General features: G+C 64.4%; 8 protein-coding genes and 1 pseudogene. 7 read left to right on the plus strand and 2 right to left on the minus strand.

The window, feature by feature from the left end; genetic code table 11:
* Positions 1–157: 157 nt before the first annotated feature.
* The 6 genes and pseudogenes from K1X71_13415 (at position 158) to K1X71_13440 (ending at position 7,670) form a co-directional block, all read left to right on the plus strand.
* Positions 158–991 (plus strand): hypothetical protein, encoded by an 834-nt coding sequence (locus tag K1X71_13415; protein MBX7074138.1) that lies wholly within the window; start codon positions 158–160, stop codon positions 989–991.
* Positions 972–1,118, plus strand: coding sequence for a hypothetical protein (locus tag K1X71_13420; GenBank protein ID MBX7074139.1), 147 nt, complete (start codon positions 972–974; stop codon positions 1,116–1,118). The genes K1X71_13415 and K1X71_13420 overlap by 20 nt, the downstream gene beginning before the upstream one ends.
* 345 nt (positions 1,119–1,463) lie before the next feature.
* A pseudogene (gyrA, locus tag K1X71_13425) lies at positions 1,464–4,214 on the plus strand (DNA gyrase subunit A).
* A gap of 140 nt (positions 4,215–4,354) precedes the next feature.
* Positions 4,355–5,350, plus strand: coding sequence for a GDP-mannose 4,6-dehydratase (gmd, locus tag K1X71_13430; protein ID MBX7074140.1), 996 nt, complete (start codon positions 4,355–4,357; stop codon positions 5,348–5,350).
* 29 nt (positions 5,351–5,379) lie between these two features.
* Positions 5,380–6,342, plus strand: a complete 963-nt coding sequence (locus tag K1X71_13435) for an NAD(P)-dependent oxidoreductase (GenBank protein ID MBX7074141.1) — start codon at positions 5,380–5,382, stop codon at positions 6,340–6,342.
* On the plus strand, positions 6,339–7,670 hold the full coding sequence (locus K1X71_13440; protein MBX7074142.1) for a UDP-glucose/GDP-mannose dehydrogenase family protein: 1,332 nt from the start codon (positions 6,339–6,341) through the stop codon (positions 7,668–7,670). Before K1X71_13435 ends, K1X71_13440 begins: the two co-directional genes overlap by 4 nt.
* Here the strand turns inward: K1X71_13440 and K1X71_13445 are convergent.
* A complete protein-coding gene (locus tag K1X71_13445) occupies positions 7,667–11,089 on the minus strand; it encodes a hypothetical protein (GenBank protein ID MBX7074143.1) in 3,423 nt (1,140 codons plus the stop codon). The two genes, K1X71_13440 and K1X71_13445, sit on opposite strands and share 4 nt — an antisense overlap.
* Before the next feature lie 328 nt (positions 11,090–11,417).
* On the opposite strand from K1X71_13445, the gene K1X71_13450 reads away from it, so the two are divergent.
* The gene (locus K1X71_13450) at positions 11,418–13,313 is read left to right on the plus strand and encodes a redoxin domain-containing protein (protein ID MBX7074144.1); all 1,896 of its coding nucleotides are present in this window, start codon (positions 11,418–11,420) and stop codon (positions 13,311–13,313) included.
* A 230-nt stretch (positions 13,314–13,543) separates the two neighbouring features.
* Here K1X71_13450 and K1X71_13455 read toward each other — a convergent pair.
* Positions 13,544–14,187 (minus strand): hypothetical protein (locus tag K1X71_13455; GenBank protein ID MBX7074145.1); only part of this gene is annotated, 644 nt, incomplete at its 5' end.

Here is a 14,187-nt window from a genome sequence, read left to right on the forward strand (position 1 = left end):
TAGACTAGAAGCATCAATTTGCTGGACGTATCTCCCGTCTCTGTTTAGTCTTGGGTAATGGTGGCCATTGCGGTTTGCCGCCCTGCCCGCTTGGCTCGCAGTGCGCGATGCGCCTGCCGTGTCCACAACTGTCTGCCGTCAACTTTGAGGTTGCCCGATGAACGTGTTCGGCAAGGCGCTAGTCGTGCTCATCCTGGTGATGAGCATCTTCTTTTTGGCGTCGTCGGTGGCCGTCTACTCCAACCAGAAGAACTGGAAGGAGAAGGCCGATCAGTTGCAAACGCAGTTGACGCAGGCGCAGGCGCAAGGGCAAGAACTGCAAGCGCAGATCGACAACCTGAACAAGAACATCGACAACGAAAAGGCGGAAAAGGTCAAACGTGTCGCCGCGCTAGAGACCGAACGCGAGAATCTGCGCCGCGAGTACCTGGAGCGCGAGCAGGCGCACGCCGGACTGGTCGAGCAGAATCGCCAGCTCATCGCGCAGACCGAGGCGGTGCAGAACAACATGAAAGGCATCACCGACGAGTTGACCAAGCTCCGCGGCACGCTGGCCACCATTCAGCAAGAGAAAGAACAGAACTTCGGCGAGTTGGTCAAAATCACCGATCAGCTTCATCAGGCGCAAGGCCAGTTGGAGACCTTGAAGAACCGCAACCTGCAGTTGGTCGATCAGGCCAAGCACCTCACCAAGTTGCTCGATGTCAACGACATCAATCCGCACGATCCGGTCGATGGCCAGCCGCCCAAGGTCGATGGCCTGGTGACCGCCGTCAGCGGCCAGGGCCTGATCGAAATCTCGCTCGGCTCCGACGACGGCCTGCGCAACGGTCATAAGCTGGAGGTCTACCGGGCCAGCCCCACCAACAGCAAGTATCTGGGGCGCGTCGAGGTGATCACCACCGAACCCGATCGGGCGGTGGCCAAGATTCTGCCGGAGTTCCGCAAGGGCGCCATTCAGAAGGAAGATCGTGTCGCAACCCGATTCTGAAAAGTCGCCCGGCATCTACGTGCCTAAAGCGCGCCCCGACATCTACACCGTGATGCTCAGCATTGCGCTGGCGGCGGTGTTGGTGGCCACGGTGCTGATGGGCATTCTGTGGTCGACCTATCAATAGTCGGCTGGCGAATTGTCGCCCCGATTTGACCGGCTTTCTGCTCGGCGCCGCGCCCTCGAAAAGGTCGCTCGTAAATACCCTTGGCGGCGGGGTTTATGCCGCCGCGCGCCGGCCGTCAAGGCGTTGAGAATCTCGCCAAAATCCGCTATGCTCAAGGCTTGCGAATCGGTTCTAGGCGCGTGCAGTTAAGTTCTTTGTTCAAGCGAACTTCTGCCGCAACCCGCAGCGCGGCGCTAGCGCGTTGGACAGGCCAATGGAAAGGGCGAGCGATTGTCGACCGACAACGACGAACCAGAGGATGAACTCACTCCCGACGCCAGCGGAGAACCGCTGCCCCCCGAAGGTAGGCTGCTGAACCTCCCGATCGAGGACGAACTGAAAGACAGCTATCTGACGTACGCCATGAGCGTGATCGTCAGCCGCGCCCTGCCCGACGTGCGCGACGGGCTGAAGCCGTCGCAGCGGCGCATTCTGGTCGCCATGAACGACCTGAACCTGACCCCCGGCGCCAGCCGCGTGAAGTGCGCCAAGATCTCGGGCGACACCAGCGGCAACTATCATCCGCACGGCGAAAGCGTGATCTATCCCACGCTGGTTCGCATGGCGCAAGAGTGGAACATGCGCTATGTGCTGATCGACAAGCAAGGCAACTTTGGCTCGATCGCCGGCCTGCCCCCCGCGGCCATGCGGTACACCGAAGCGCGGATGTCGAACTTCGCCACCTTGATGCTCGACGATCTCAAGCTCGACACCGTCGATTTTGTGCCCACCTACGACGAGCGCCGCACCGAACCCACGGTGCTGCCCGCCAAATTTCCGAACATGCTGGTCAACGGCGCCAACGGCATCGCGGTCGGCATGGCCACCTCGATCCCGCCGCACAATCTGGGCGAGGTGTGCGAAGGCCTGGTGCGCCTGATCGACGATCCCGATGTGTCGATCGACGAACTGATGGAGATCATCCCGGGCCCCGACTTTCCCACCGGCGGCATCATCTGCGGGCGCGTCGGCATTCGCCGGGGCTACCACACGGGGCGCGGCAACGTGGTGGTGCGCGCCCGCTGCGACATTGAGGATCATGGCAAGGGGCGCAAGCGGATCGTGGTCCGCGAAATCCCCTTTCAGCAGGCGCGCGATCGCGTGGAAGAGCGGATCGCGCAACTGGTGAACGAAGACAAGATCAAAGGCATCTCCAACATCCGCAACGAGAGCGACCTGAAGGAGCCGGTGCGGTTGATCCTGGAACTGAAGCGCGACGCCGACGCCGACGTGGTGCTGAATCAGCTTTACGAGTTCTCGCCGCTGCAAGAGTCGTTTTCGCTCATCATGTTGGCGCTGGTCGACAACAAGCCGCGCACCCTCAACCTGAAAGAAGTGCTGGCCGAGTTCATCCGGCACCGGGTGACCGTCATTCGCCGCCGCACCCAGTTCTTGCTGGCCAAGGCGCGGCAGCGCAAGCACACGGTCGAGGGCCTATTGTTGGCCCACGCCAACATTGATGAGGTGATCCGCACCATCCGCACCTCGCAAACCCAGGCCGAGGCCAAGGCGCGCTTAATGGGCATCGAGTGCCCCGCCGCGCTGATGCGCCGCGCGCTCGGCGACGACGGTTTTGCCGTGTTCCAAAGCGAGCGCGGCGTGCGCGAGGGGTACACCCTGACGGCGGTGCAGTCCGACGCGATCTTGCGCATGACCCTCGGCCAGTTGGTCAACCTGGAGCAAGAAAAGCTGGGCGGCGAGTATCGCGAGTTGCTCAACGAAATCAACGAATACAACCACATTTTGTCGGATGAGAGCAACATTCTGGCGATCGTGCGGGCCGACTGCCTGGAGCTGAAGCGCAAAAGCGGCGACGCCCGCCGCACCGAAATCAGCGGCGAGGAAATCGGCTCGATCGACATCGCCGATCTGATCACCGAAGAGTCAATGGTGGTGACCATCAGCAATCTGGGGTTCATCAAGCGCACCCCGGCCAGCGTCTATCGGGCGCAAAGGCGCGGCGGCAAGGGTCTCAAGGGCGCCAAGGTCGACGAGGAAGATCCGATTCGCCATCTGTTCGTGGCCAGCACGCACGACTATCTGTTGTTCTTCACCAACTTCGGCAAGGTGTACTGGCAAAAAGTCTTCGACTTGCCGCAAATGAACCGCGACAGCCGCGGCCGCGCCATCGTCAACCTGCTCAACTTCGCCGAAGGGGAGCAAGTGGCCGATTGCCGCGCCGTGCGCGACTTTAACGAGCCCGGCTGCGGTCTGCTCATGGCCACCAGCAGCGGCATTGTCAAAAAGACCCCGCTCGACGCCTACAGCCGACCGCAGCGCGGCGGCATCATCGCCATCAAGCTGCGCGAAGGAGACGAACTGGTCGACGTGGTCATCACCCGGCCGGGCGACGAGGTGGTGCTGGCCACCGCCAACGGCATGGCGATCCGCTTCAGCGAGGCCGACGCCCGACCGATGGGGCGCAACACCACCGGCGTCCGCGGCATCAAGCTCGGCAAGGGAGACACCGTGGTCGGCATGGTGGTTGCCGATCCCGAGGCGACCATGCTCACCGCCTGCGCCAACGGCTATGGCAAGCGCACCAGCTTTGGCCCCAACACCGCCACCGCCGACACCGGAGAACTGGCCGACGACCTGCCGGAGGCCGATGCCGACACCGAGGCCGAAGTCGAAGAGTCGGAAGAAAACGGCGACGGCGCCGATTCTTCCGGTCGCCGCTACCGCACGCAGCGCCGCGGCGGCAAGGGAGTGCGCGACATCAAGACCACCAAGCGCAACGGCCCGGTTGTGGGCGTGACCTCCGTGACCAACGAAGACGAAGTGATGATGATCACCACTGGCGGCAAGTTGCAGCGCATCCCGGTGGCCGGCATCGGCGTCATCGGCCGCAACACCCAAGGCGTGCGGATCATGAGTCTCGACGAAGAAGACGCCCTGACCGCCGTGGTCCGCGTGCCGCGCGAAGACTCGGCCGACGAAGAAGCGCCCGCGGCCGGTTCGGCGCCCCCTCCCGTCGCCAGCAAACCGCCGGCCGATTTCGTGCCTGATGCCGAACCAGATGTCGATACTGAACCCGAAGGCGATCAAGACGCCTAACAGACCGGGGAGGGATTCGCCGGGCTGCGTGATTTTGCGAGCCGCAGCAGCGTAGCTGCGCTCGCGGCGAGTGGGAAAAAAGCCACGACGGCTTTCTTCCCCAGGCTGCTAACCGTCATCTTGCACCACCGCGACCCGGCATGCAAAAAGCGCTCATCACCGGCATCACTGGCCAAGATGGCTCGTACCTGGCCGAGTTTCTGCTCGCGCGCGGTTACGAGGTGCATGGCATGGTGCGCCGCGCCAGCTCAGAAAACTTTGATCGCATCGCGCACATTCGCCACCGCGTCACCTTGCATCAAGGGGACCTGCTCGACCAGCTTTCGCTCATTCGGCTGGTCGAGAACACGCGCCCGCGCGAAATTTACAACCTCGGCGCGCAGAGCTTTGTGCCCGCCAGTTGGACGCAGCCCTTGCTCACCAGCGAGTTCACGGCGCTCGGCGTCACGCGGTTGCTGGAGGCAATTCGCCTGGTCGACCCGGCCATTCGCTTTTATCAGGCCAGCTCCAGCGAAATGTTCGGCCGCGTGCGCACCGAGCCGCAAAACGAAGAAACCACCTTTTGGCCGCGCAGCCCCTACGGCGTCGCCAAGGTGTACGGTCATTGGATCACCGTCAACTACCGCGAAAGCTACGGGCTGTTCGCCTGCTCCGGCATCTTGTTCAACCACGAGTCGCCGCGCCGCGGCAAGGAGTTCGTCAGCCGCAAGGTCACCGATGGCGTCGCGCGCATCAAGCTGGGGCTGCAACAAAAGCTGCCCATGGGCAATCTCGACGCGCAGCGCGATTGGGGCTACGCCGGCGACTACGTGCGAGCCATGTGGCTCATGCTGCAACAAGACGAGCCCGACGATTTTGTGATCGCCACCGGCGCCAAGCACTCGGTGCGGCAATTGTTGGATCTGGCCTTCGCGCACGCCGGACTCAACGCCGACGACCATGTGGAGATCGACCCCGCGCTGTTGCGACCCGCCGAGGTGAATACCTTGTGCGGCGACGCCAGCAAGGCGCGCGCGCAACTCGGCTGGGAGCCCGAGGTCGGCTTCGACGCGCTGATCCGCATGATGGTCGACGCCGATCTGGAGCGGGTGCGCCGCGAGACGGAAGCAGCCCCTCTCGATTCGGTCCCCAAATAAATAGCGCCCTTGGCCAGCAGAAAGGCGCCGTGAAAGCGCTCGTCACCGGAATCACGGGTTTCGCCGGCGGGCATCTCGCCGAACATTTGCTCGACTGCGGCGATCTGGTGCTAGGCGTCGCGCGTCAGGCAGCGTGGCCATCGCCATCTCCCGCGCGGCTCGCCGGCTTGCCGCTCGTCAGCTGGGACATTTCCGAACCGCCGTCTGCCGACTGCCGTGCGGAGGTGGAGCGGTTCGCCCCCGATTGCGTTTACCATCTGGCGGCGATGAGTGTGCCGGCCGATTGCGGCGACGCGGAGCCCACCGCCGAAGCCTGGCGCGTCAACGTCGAAGGGACGCGGCACGTCATCGCGCTATGTCTGGGCCTGGCGCGGCCCCCCCGGCTGGTGTTGGTCAGCAGCAGTCAGGTCTATGGCCCGATATCGGCCGAGTCGCCGACAGTGGCCGAAAACTCCGCGCCGCGCCCCACGCGCGGTTACGGCATCACCAAGCTCGCCGCCGAAAGTCTGGCGCTGGCGGCCGGCGAGCAAGGTCTGCCGGTCATCATCGCCCGCGCGTTTCAGCATGCGGGGCCGCGCCAAAGCGCGCGGCTGATGTTGGCCGAGTGGGCGGCCCAGTTCGCGCTGGAGAGTGGCCCAGTCCGCGTGCAACGGCTGCACGCCGGGCTCGACCTGTCGGACGTGCGCGACGTGGTCCGGGCGTATCGACTGCTGGCAGCACACGGCGTGGCGGGCATGGTTTACAATGTCGGCTCGGGCCGGACCATCGCCAGCGGCGAGGTGTTCGCAGAACTGCGACGCCTAGCCGATCCCGCGCGGCCGTTCGAGCAGCGCTACGACGACGCCCGGCAAGACCCGGTGGCCGATGTGGCGCGGCTTCGCGTCGCGACCGGTTGGACGCCCGTCATCGACTGGCGTCAGACGGTGGCCGACACTTGGAACGACTGGCGCCAGCGCGCCGCCACAATGACCGCAACAAGGAGAGAGATTTGAAAATCGCCGTGGTGGGTACCGGATACGTGGGACTGGTGACGGGCACTTGCCTGGCCGACAGCGGCAACGATGTCGTCTGCGTCGATATCGATAGCGCCAAGGTCGAGCGCCTGCGCCGCGGCGAGATACCCATCTACGAGCCGGGACTGGCCGAGCTCGTGGGGCGCAACGCGCGGGCCAAACGGTTGCTCTTCACCACCGATCTGGCCGCCGCGGTCCGCCCTGCCGATCTGGTGTTTCTGGCGGTTGGCACGCCGCAGGCCGACGACGGCTCGGCCGACCTCTCCAGCCTGTGGGCGGTGGTCGACGCCTTGGCCCCCCATCTGCGCGACGACGCAATCTTGATCGTCAAGAGCACCGTGCCGGTCGGCACCAACACGCAGGTGCACCAGCGACTGCTCCAGCGCGCCGGCCGCGATTGCCGCGTGGCGAGCAACCCCGAGTTCTTGAAAGAAGGCGCCGCGCTCGAGGACTTCAAAAAGCCCGATCGCGTGGTGGTTGGCGTGCGCAGCGAGGCCGACGCCGAGGTGCTGCACGAGTTGTACCGCCCCTTTCTGCGCACCGAGCGCCCCTTTCTGGTCATGTCGCCCGAGAGCGCCGAGATGACCAAATACGTGGCCAACGCGCTGTTGGCGACCAAGATCAGTTTCATCAACGAGGTGGCCAACCTCTGCGAGCGCACGCACGCCGACATCAACGAAGTGCGCCGCGGCATCGGCCACGATCAGCGCATCGGCTTCGCGTTCTTGTTTCCGGGCGTGGGCTACGGCGGCAGTTGCTTTCCCAAGGATGTCCGCGCGCTGATGGCCACGGCCCGCGCCTGCGGCGTCGAGCCAGACATCTTGAAGTCGGTTGACGCCGTGAACATTCGGCAAAAGAGCGTGCTCTTGCCGAAGATCGAAAACCACTTTGGCGGCAGCGCGCGCGGCAAGTCGATCGCCGTCTGGGGCCTGTCGTTCAAACCCCGCACCGACGACATTCGCGAGGCGCCGGCGCTGGAACTGATTGAGCGGCTGCTGGCCGCCGGCGCCACGGTGAGCGTCCACGACCCCGAGGCCATGAACAACGTGCGCGCCGAGCATGGCGACCGACTGCGCTACGCCGATCAACCGTACGACGCGCTCGACGGCGCCGACGCGCTGGTGATCATGACCGAGTGGGAGGAGTTCCGAAATCCCGACTTCGACGCCATGCGCGCCCGCATGCGCGCGCCGGTGATCTTCGACGGCCGCAACCTGTACGAGCCAGAGCAAATGGCCGAGGATGGCTTTGTGTACCACAGCATCGGCCGGCAAAGCGTGAGACCGACCGAGCGCCAGCCAGGCTAGCGCGGCTGACCGAGCAGGCGATCCACTTCTTTGAACAGTTGCTGCTGAATGGCGTTGGTGGCCGTGTTGCGCAAAAACTGCGCGCTCGTCTGCTGCATCGCTTGCTGGTCGATCTTGGGCGCGCGCAGCGTGCCGCCGATCGGCAGTTGGATGGTCTGGTTCTTGAGCGCGTCGCCCAGCGGGTTCTTGCCAATCCATTTTGGCGGCACCGGCAACTCGGCCATGATCGCCACTGTTTCGTCCAGGCCCACCGAGCCATAGGTGCGCAGCGTGAAGTCGGGGAAGACCAGTTGCAAGCCGCGGTGATACACACGTCCCTTCACCATGCGGAACTCGACCACCGACTCGCGCGACAGCCGCGCCGGCGACGCGCGATTCAACAGCACCGCCAATTCTTGCACCAAGGGGCCCGGCCCCACCTCGACCGAATGCACCGTCATCTTGCCCCCCAGGTCGCCCGACTTGGGATCGGCCAGCGGCAAGTGACAACCCTCGACGTCGACCGAAAATTTGCCTTGCGCCTCGGTCACGCCGGCTAGCACCGGCGCGATGAACTTGAGCGCGCGATCGCACATCTCCGGGGTAATCATCACTTGTTCGGCCACCCGGCCCGGCGCCACGGTCAACTCCATCGGGTCGGGGCTCAGCCGGATCGACGGCGCCACGCGCAGCCGACCCTGCGAGGCCACAACCTCGATGGGATCAAACGACACAAACCCGCGCGACAGCGCGGCCCGCAGATCGCCGGCGCCCAAGGCAAAGCCATACAAGTCTCCCTGCCGCCAGCCCAGCTCCGCCCGTCCTTCCAAACGCGCGAGCCAGTTGCCCTCGGGCGTGGCCGGTTGTCGACGCACCGGCACCAATCCTTGCGCGTTGGGCGTGGCCGCCGCGCTGGCGAGCGCTCCCAACGGGCCGCGCAGCGAGAACTCGCGTTCGTCGGATCCTGTCAAGCGCAGGCCATCGCCGGTGAACTGTTGCCAAACTGGTTGTAGCTTCGACAGGTCGTAGCGCACGCGGCCGTTCAAACGCAACTCGCGCTCGCCCGACAGGTCGCGGATGTCGCCCGCCGCCGAGCAGGAGAGCGCTTGCGAAACAAGATTGAAGTCGGTCAGCTTGATCGCCTGGCGGCCGCCGTCGTGCTCCACATGACTGACCAGCCGCAACTGCGGCTCCTGCCAGCGATGTTCTCCCCAGACGGCCGTGAACTGGTCGATGCGGCTGTCGATGGTGGCCAGGGTCATGTCCCCCGTTTGACGCACATCAGCTTGGCCCTGCACGCGTCCGGCGAGTTGCCAGGCGCTGGGCGCGCTGGCGTCGCCCAGCCAGCGCCACAACTTGGCGGCGTCGCCAGAGTAACGCAGCGCTCCCCGCATTTCCCAAGGACGCTGCGGATCGGCGATGACGAGCACATTCTGCGCGTCGGCCACCAGCGCCGGCGACGACCAATGCGCGTTGGCCACTTCCAGCCGACTCTCGGCGGAGTCCCACTTGGCGCTGGCGGTCATGTCGACCGTCGGTTCCGAGATGTTGACCGTCGGACCCAGCAATTGAAAATTCGTCGCCCGCATCTGGATCGGCTCGACCTGCGCGAACGAGCTCGAATAGACAATATCGGCGTTCAGGTCGCAGTCGCCCGAAAGCTGATACTCGGGGTACGAGCCGACAAACGGCTCTGCCCGCGGCGCCCAGCGCGCCAGTTCTCCGCGCAGCGCCAGCGAGATCGGCACAATGCCCCCTTTCTCGAACTCGACCACTGGCTGTTGCAGCCGGGCCTTGAGCACGTCGCCGCCGGCGGTGACCACCGCCTCGGCCTTGTCGATGCGTTCGAGTTTCACGCCGTCGGTGTAGGCCACCAGGTCGGCGCTCACCGAAAGTTCCGGATCAACCCACGGCCGCGCGCCGGGGCGCGACAGGCGAAAGTCGCGCGCCTCCAGTTCGCCGGTGGCCTCCAGGCGGCCCCCCTCTTTGCGCTGCCAGGCGAGGTAGGCCGAGCCGCTGCCCCCCAGTTCGAGCGTGCCCAAATCGACAAAGCGGCTCAGCTCACGCGCCAGCCGATCGAGATCGAACGACGCCGTCAGGTGTCCATCGGCCGCGCGCGCTTCGCCTTGCAGTTCCAGAAAATCGGCCTCGCCATAAATCCGATCGACCACGATGCCTTCGGCCGTTTCCCGCGCGTCGAAGCTGATCAGCACCGGCTTGTTCCAACTCAGACGCTGGTCGCCCGACTGCGCCTCCAGGCGCGTGGTTTCGATGCGTCCCTGCCAGCCGAGTCCGGCGCGCTGCTGCCGCGCCTGAATATTGATGTCCACCTCCCCCGAGGTGATCTGCGTGTTCTCGCGCACGCGCACCGTGCGCGGCAACATGGCGGCCACCCGCGTCAGATCGACGCGCCCGGTAAGCTGATACGGTTTGGCGCGCAGCGCATGAGCCCAGCCTTGCGATAGATCGACCGTGCCGTTGAACGCCAGTTGTCCCAGTTCGGAGTCGAACCGCGCCTGACTGACCTGAAGCTGTTGATCTTTCCAGGTGAGCTCCACCGGCATTCGCGCCTCGGCTAGGCGAAGCTGGTCCCCTTGGATCCAATCCGACGCGGCGAACAGATCCTTAGCGGCAACATCGGCCTTGAGGGTGGCCGTAGTCACACCCTGCTTGCCCGTGCGCCATTCGGCGTGAACGTCCGACACCAGGTGTCCATCCAGTTGCAAGCCGGGATCAACGCGCCGCATCGCGGCCGCCGCCACCCAGAGCGGAAACGCCTCGCTCTTGAGCGATGCGCGGTTGACTCCCGCGCCAGGCTCCCCTTCGCTCGGCAATATCTCCAGCCCCCCCTCAAAGCCCGAGACGCTGCTGTCTTGCTGCGCCACCCCTTTCATGCGGGCCCGCAGTCCGTCGTCGGGCGAGGTCATGCGCGCCGACGCGGCGAGCGAATCGAGCCGGCAGGTGCGCTTGGTCAGGGTGTCGACGAGCGTCGCCGTGCCGTCGACAATCTCCACATCGAACGAATGAACGCCCGCCGCGCGGATCGCTTCGAGCAGCGGCTTGGCGGGCTCGTTGGGATCGGACTTGAGCCAGGCGGCAAAGGCCTGTTCGAGATTGGTCGTGTCTTTGTCAAACGCCACCTGGAATTGCGGGTCTTCCAGTCGGATCGCCCCCAGATCGCTGCGATTGGTGAGCCACGCGTACAGGCGCTTGTTGATGGTGACGCGCGGAATCTTGATGAGCGTCTCGTCCTGCCGGTCGCGCAGTTCCACCCCTTCGGCCACGATCGGCGACAGCCAACCGAGCGAAACGCTTTGAATGCGGGCACGGCCGCGCACATCGGCCAAGGCGTTTTGCACAGCCCAGTCGGCCAGCGGCGTCTTGGCTGCGATCCACGGCGCGAACCAAATGCCCAGCCCCAGGATCGCCAATGGAATCATTCCGCGTCCGCGGCGCCGGCGCGGCATTTCGTAGCCATCGTCTTCGATCGCCCGATAGGGGGGGGCGTGGTTGCGCCTTCTGCGTCGGAACCGGCTGCGTGTGGAATATTCTTCCATGAGTGGCGCCTCGACCTCCTGTCAAATTGCCGAAACTGGCGAGCTTGCCCAGCACGATTTCGGCCAGATTCTAGACCGAGCGGCCGTAATCGACCTAGAGCGCTTCACTCCCCAAAAATACGCCGATGAGTACTACCGGCGGACTTGTCCCGATGCCGATCCAGACCGGCAATTGTGGGAGACGCTTCGCGTGCGAATAATGAGCGGCAAAATGCCGAATACTATTAGCGCACAAACAAAAACGACTATAATCGGGAGCAGCCACGCAGCGACTCCCTCAACAAGCTCCCAGGATGCGATAGGTGCTTTTGTGAAAATCGTTTGCCGCTCGTCAGCTTTGCTCGCGTTTTGCCTGTTCGTGGCCGTGGCCCAGGCCGCCGATGAATCGCCGCTTGGCAAAAAGCTCGACTCCTTCTCCCTGCCCGATTGGCACGGCAATCAGCGCACGCTGGCCGAGTTCGAAAAGAGCCCCGTGCTGGTGCTGGCGTTTATGGGCACCGAATGTCCGCTGGCCAGAATCTACGCCCCGCGGTTGCAGGAGATGAGCGCCGAGTTTGGCTCGCAGGGCGCCGCCTTCGTCGCCGTTTGCTCCAACACGCAAGATTCTGTTTCCGAAATCGGTCAGTTCGCTCGCAGTTACAAACTGCAGTTTCCGGTCATCAAAGATCTCAACAACGAATTGGCCGATCGCCTCGGCGCGCAGCGCACGCCGGAGGTGTTTGTGCTCGACCGCGATCGCGTGGTGCGCTATTGGGGCCGGATCGACGATCAATATGGCTTTCAAACCGGCGCCGGCTACGCCCGGCCGCGACTGGCGCGGCGCGACCTGGCCGAAGCGGTCAGCGAGCTGTTGGCGGGCAAAGAAGTGTCGCAGCCGATCACCAAGGCCGATGGCTGCCTGATTGGCCGCGTGAAAAAGGCGACTCCGCATGGCGATGTCACCTACTCCAATCAAATCGCCCGCATCCTGCAAAAGCGTTGCGTCGAGTGTCACCGACCGGGCGAAGTGGCTCCCTTCGCGCTTACCTCGTTTGACGAGGTGGTTGGCTGGGCCGACATGATTCAAGAAGTGACCAGCGACGGCCGCATGCCCCCCTGGTTCGCCAACCCGGCGCACGGCAATTTCTCGAACGACGCGCGCCTGACCGACGACGAGAAGCAGGCCATCAACACCTGGGTGGCCAATGGCTGTCCGCAAGGAGACGCCAGCGATCTGCCCGAGCCGCGGCAGTTTGTCGAAGGTTGGCAGATCGGCAAGCCCGACCAGGTGATCTACATGGCCGACGAGGCCTATCCGGTGCCGGCCGAAGGGGTGGTCGAGTACACGTACTTCACCGTCGATCCGGGCTGGACCGAAGACAAGTGGGTCAGCGCGTCGGAGTGCCGGCCCGGCGACCGCGCCGTGGTGCATCACATCATCGTGTTCGTCGTCAAGGATGGCCAGGACAGCAACTTTCGCAACGGCAGCGGCCTAGGTGGCTACGCCCCCGGCAACCAGGCCGACATCTGCCCCGAGGGAACGGCGATGTTCGTGCCCGCCGGCTCGAAGTTGCGCTTTCAAATGCACTACACGCCCAACGGCACGCCGCGCGAAGACCGCAGTTGCATTGGCGTCAAGTTCGTCGACGCGAAAGCGGTGAAGCGCAAGATGCACGGCGGCATTTGCGGCACGCTGTCGTTCGCCATTCCGCCGGGAGACGACGACTATCGCGTGGCGGCGGACAAGCGCTTCACGCGCGACACGCTGTTGTATTCGCTCACGCCCCACTTGCACCTGCGCGGCAAGAGCTTCCGCTACGAGTTGGAATACGCCGATGGCCACCGCGAGATTTTGCTCGACGTGCCACGCTGGGACTTCAACTGGCAGTTGAACTACATCTTCTCCGAGCCCAAGTTGGCGCCCAAGGGGAGTCGGTTGCACTGCATGGCGAGTTTCGACAACTCGGCGGAGAACTTGGCCAATCCCGATCCCACCGCCACGGTCCGGTTTGGCGATCAGACCTGGGAAGAAATGATGTTCGGCTTCTATCGGGCCGTTGATCCGCACGAAGACCTGAGCGTCGCCAGCCAGCCAGTCGACGAGTCGGACGACAACGGCGGCGAGTGACGCTGCGCCCGGCAAGGCAGCGCAGAACGAACAACGAGCTGTCGGTCCCCCTATAGCAGTCCGGGGAAGGATTCGCCGGGCTGCGTGAATTGCAGGAGGCAATTCACAAAATCGCGATATGCGCCGTGAATTTGCGAGCTGCGGCAGCATAGCTGCGTTCGCGGCGAGTGGGAAGAAAGCCACGATGGCTTGCTTCCCCAGGCTACGAGTGGCCGGCTGTCAGGCTTCGTCTACGCTTCGTCCTCTTCCTTGAGTCCCAAGCGGGCCAGCCAGCGGCCGCGCGCCGGTTTGCTCGGCGGCCGTGGTTCGCTGCTCGTGCCGGTGGTGGCATGCGTGTCGGCGGCGTGTTGTTGAATCTCGCGCAGCTTGTCTTCGATCTCGGCGCGCTGCCGCGCGATCCGCGCGCGTTCGACCGACAGATCGACCTCCGCCTCGCGCAGCTTGCCTTCCCATTCGGCCTGTAGTCGGGACAGCTTTTCGCGCTCTTCCAGAATGATCGCGTCGTTGTCCACCAATTGCGCGATGGCGGCGGCGCCAACCGCCAGCCCGCCGATCTGTCCCGATTGCTGATCGAGCAATTGTTGTAGCTCGGCGATCTCGCGATCCTTCTCGGCGGCGATCTGCTCGGCGCCTCGAATGGCCTCTTCGATGCGGCGCCGATCGTCTCCCGCCAGCGGCGTCTCGCCCGCCTCGTCGGCCTCCAGCGCGGCCAGCAGCATGCGCTTGCGCGCCTCCCAGTCGAGGTTCGCTCCCGCGGCGGCCGGCGCCGCGGCAGGGCCTCGTTTTTCCAAGTCGGCGATCTTGGCGCGCTGCGCGCGCAAGTCGTCGAGCGCCATTTGATGTTTGCGCTTCAGGTCTTCGTGTTCTTGCTTGG

The organism is Pirellulales bacterium (assembly GCA_019694455.1).
Taxonomy (GTDB): domain Bacteria; phylum Planctomycetota; class Planctomycetia; order Pirellulales; family JAEUIK01; genus JAIBBY01.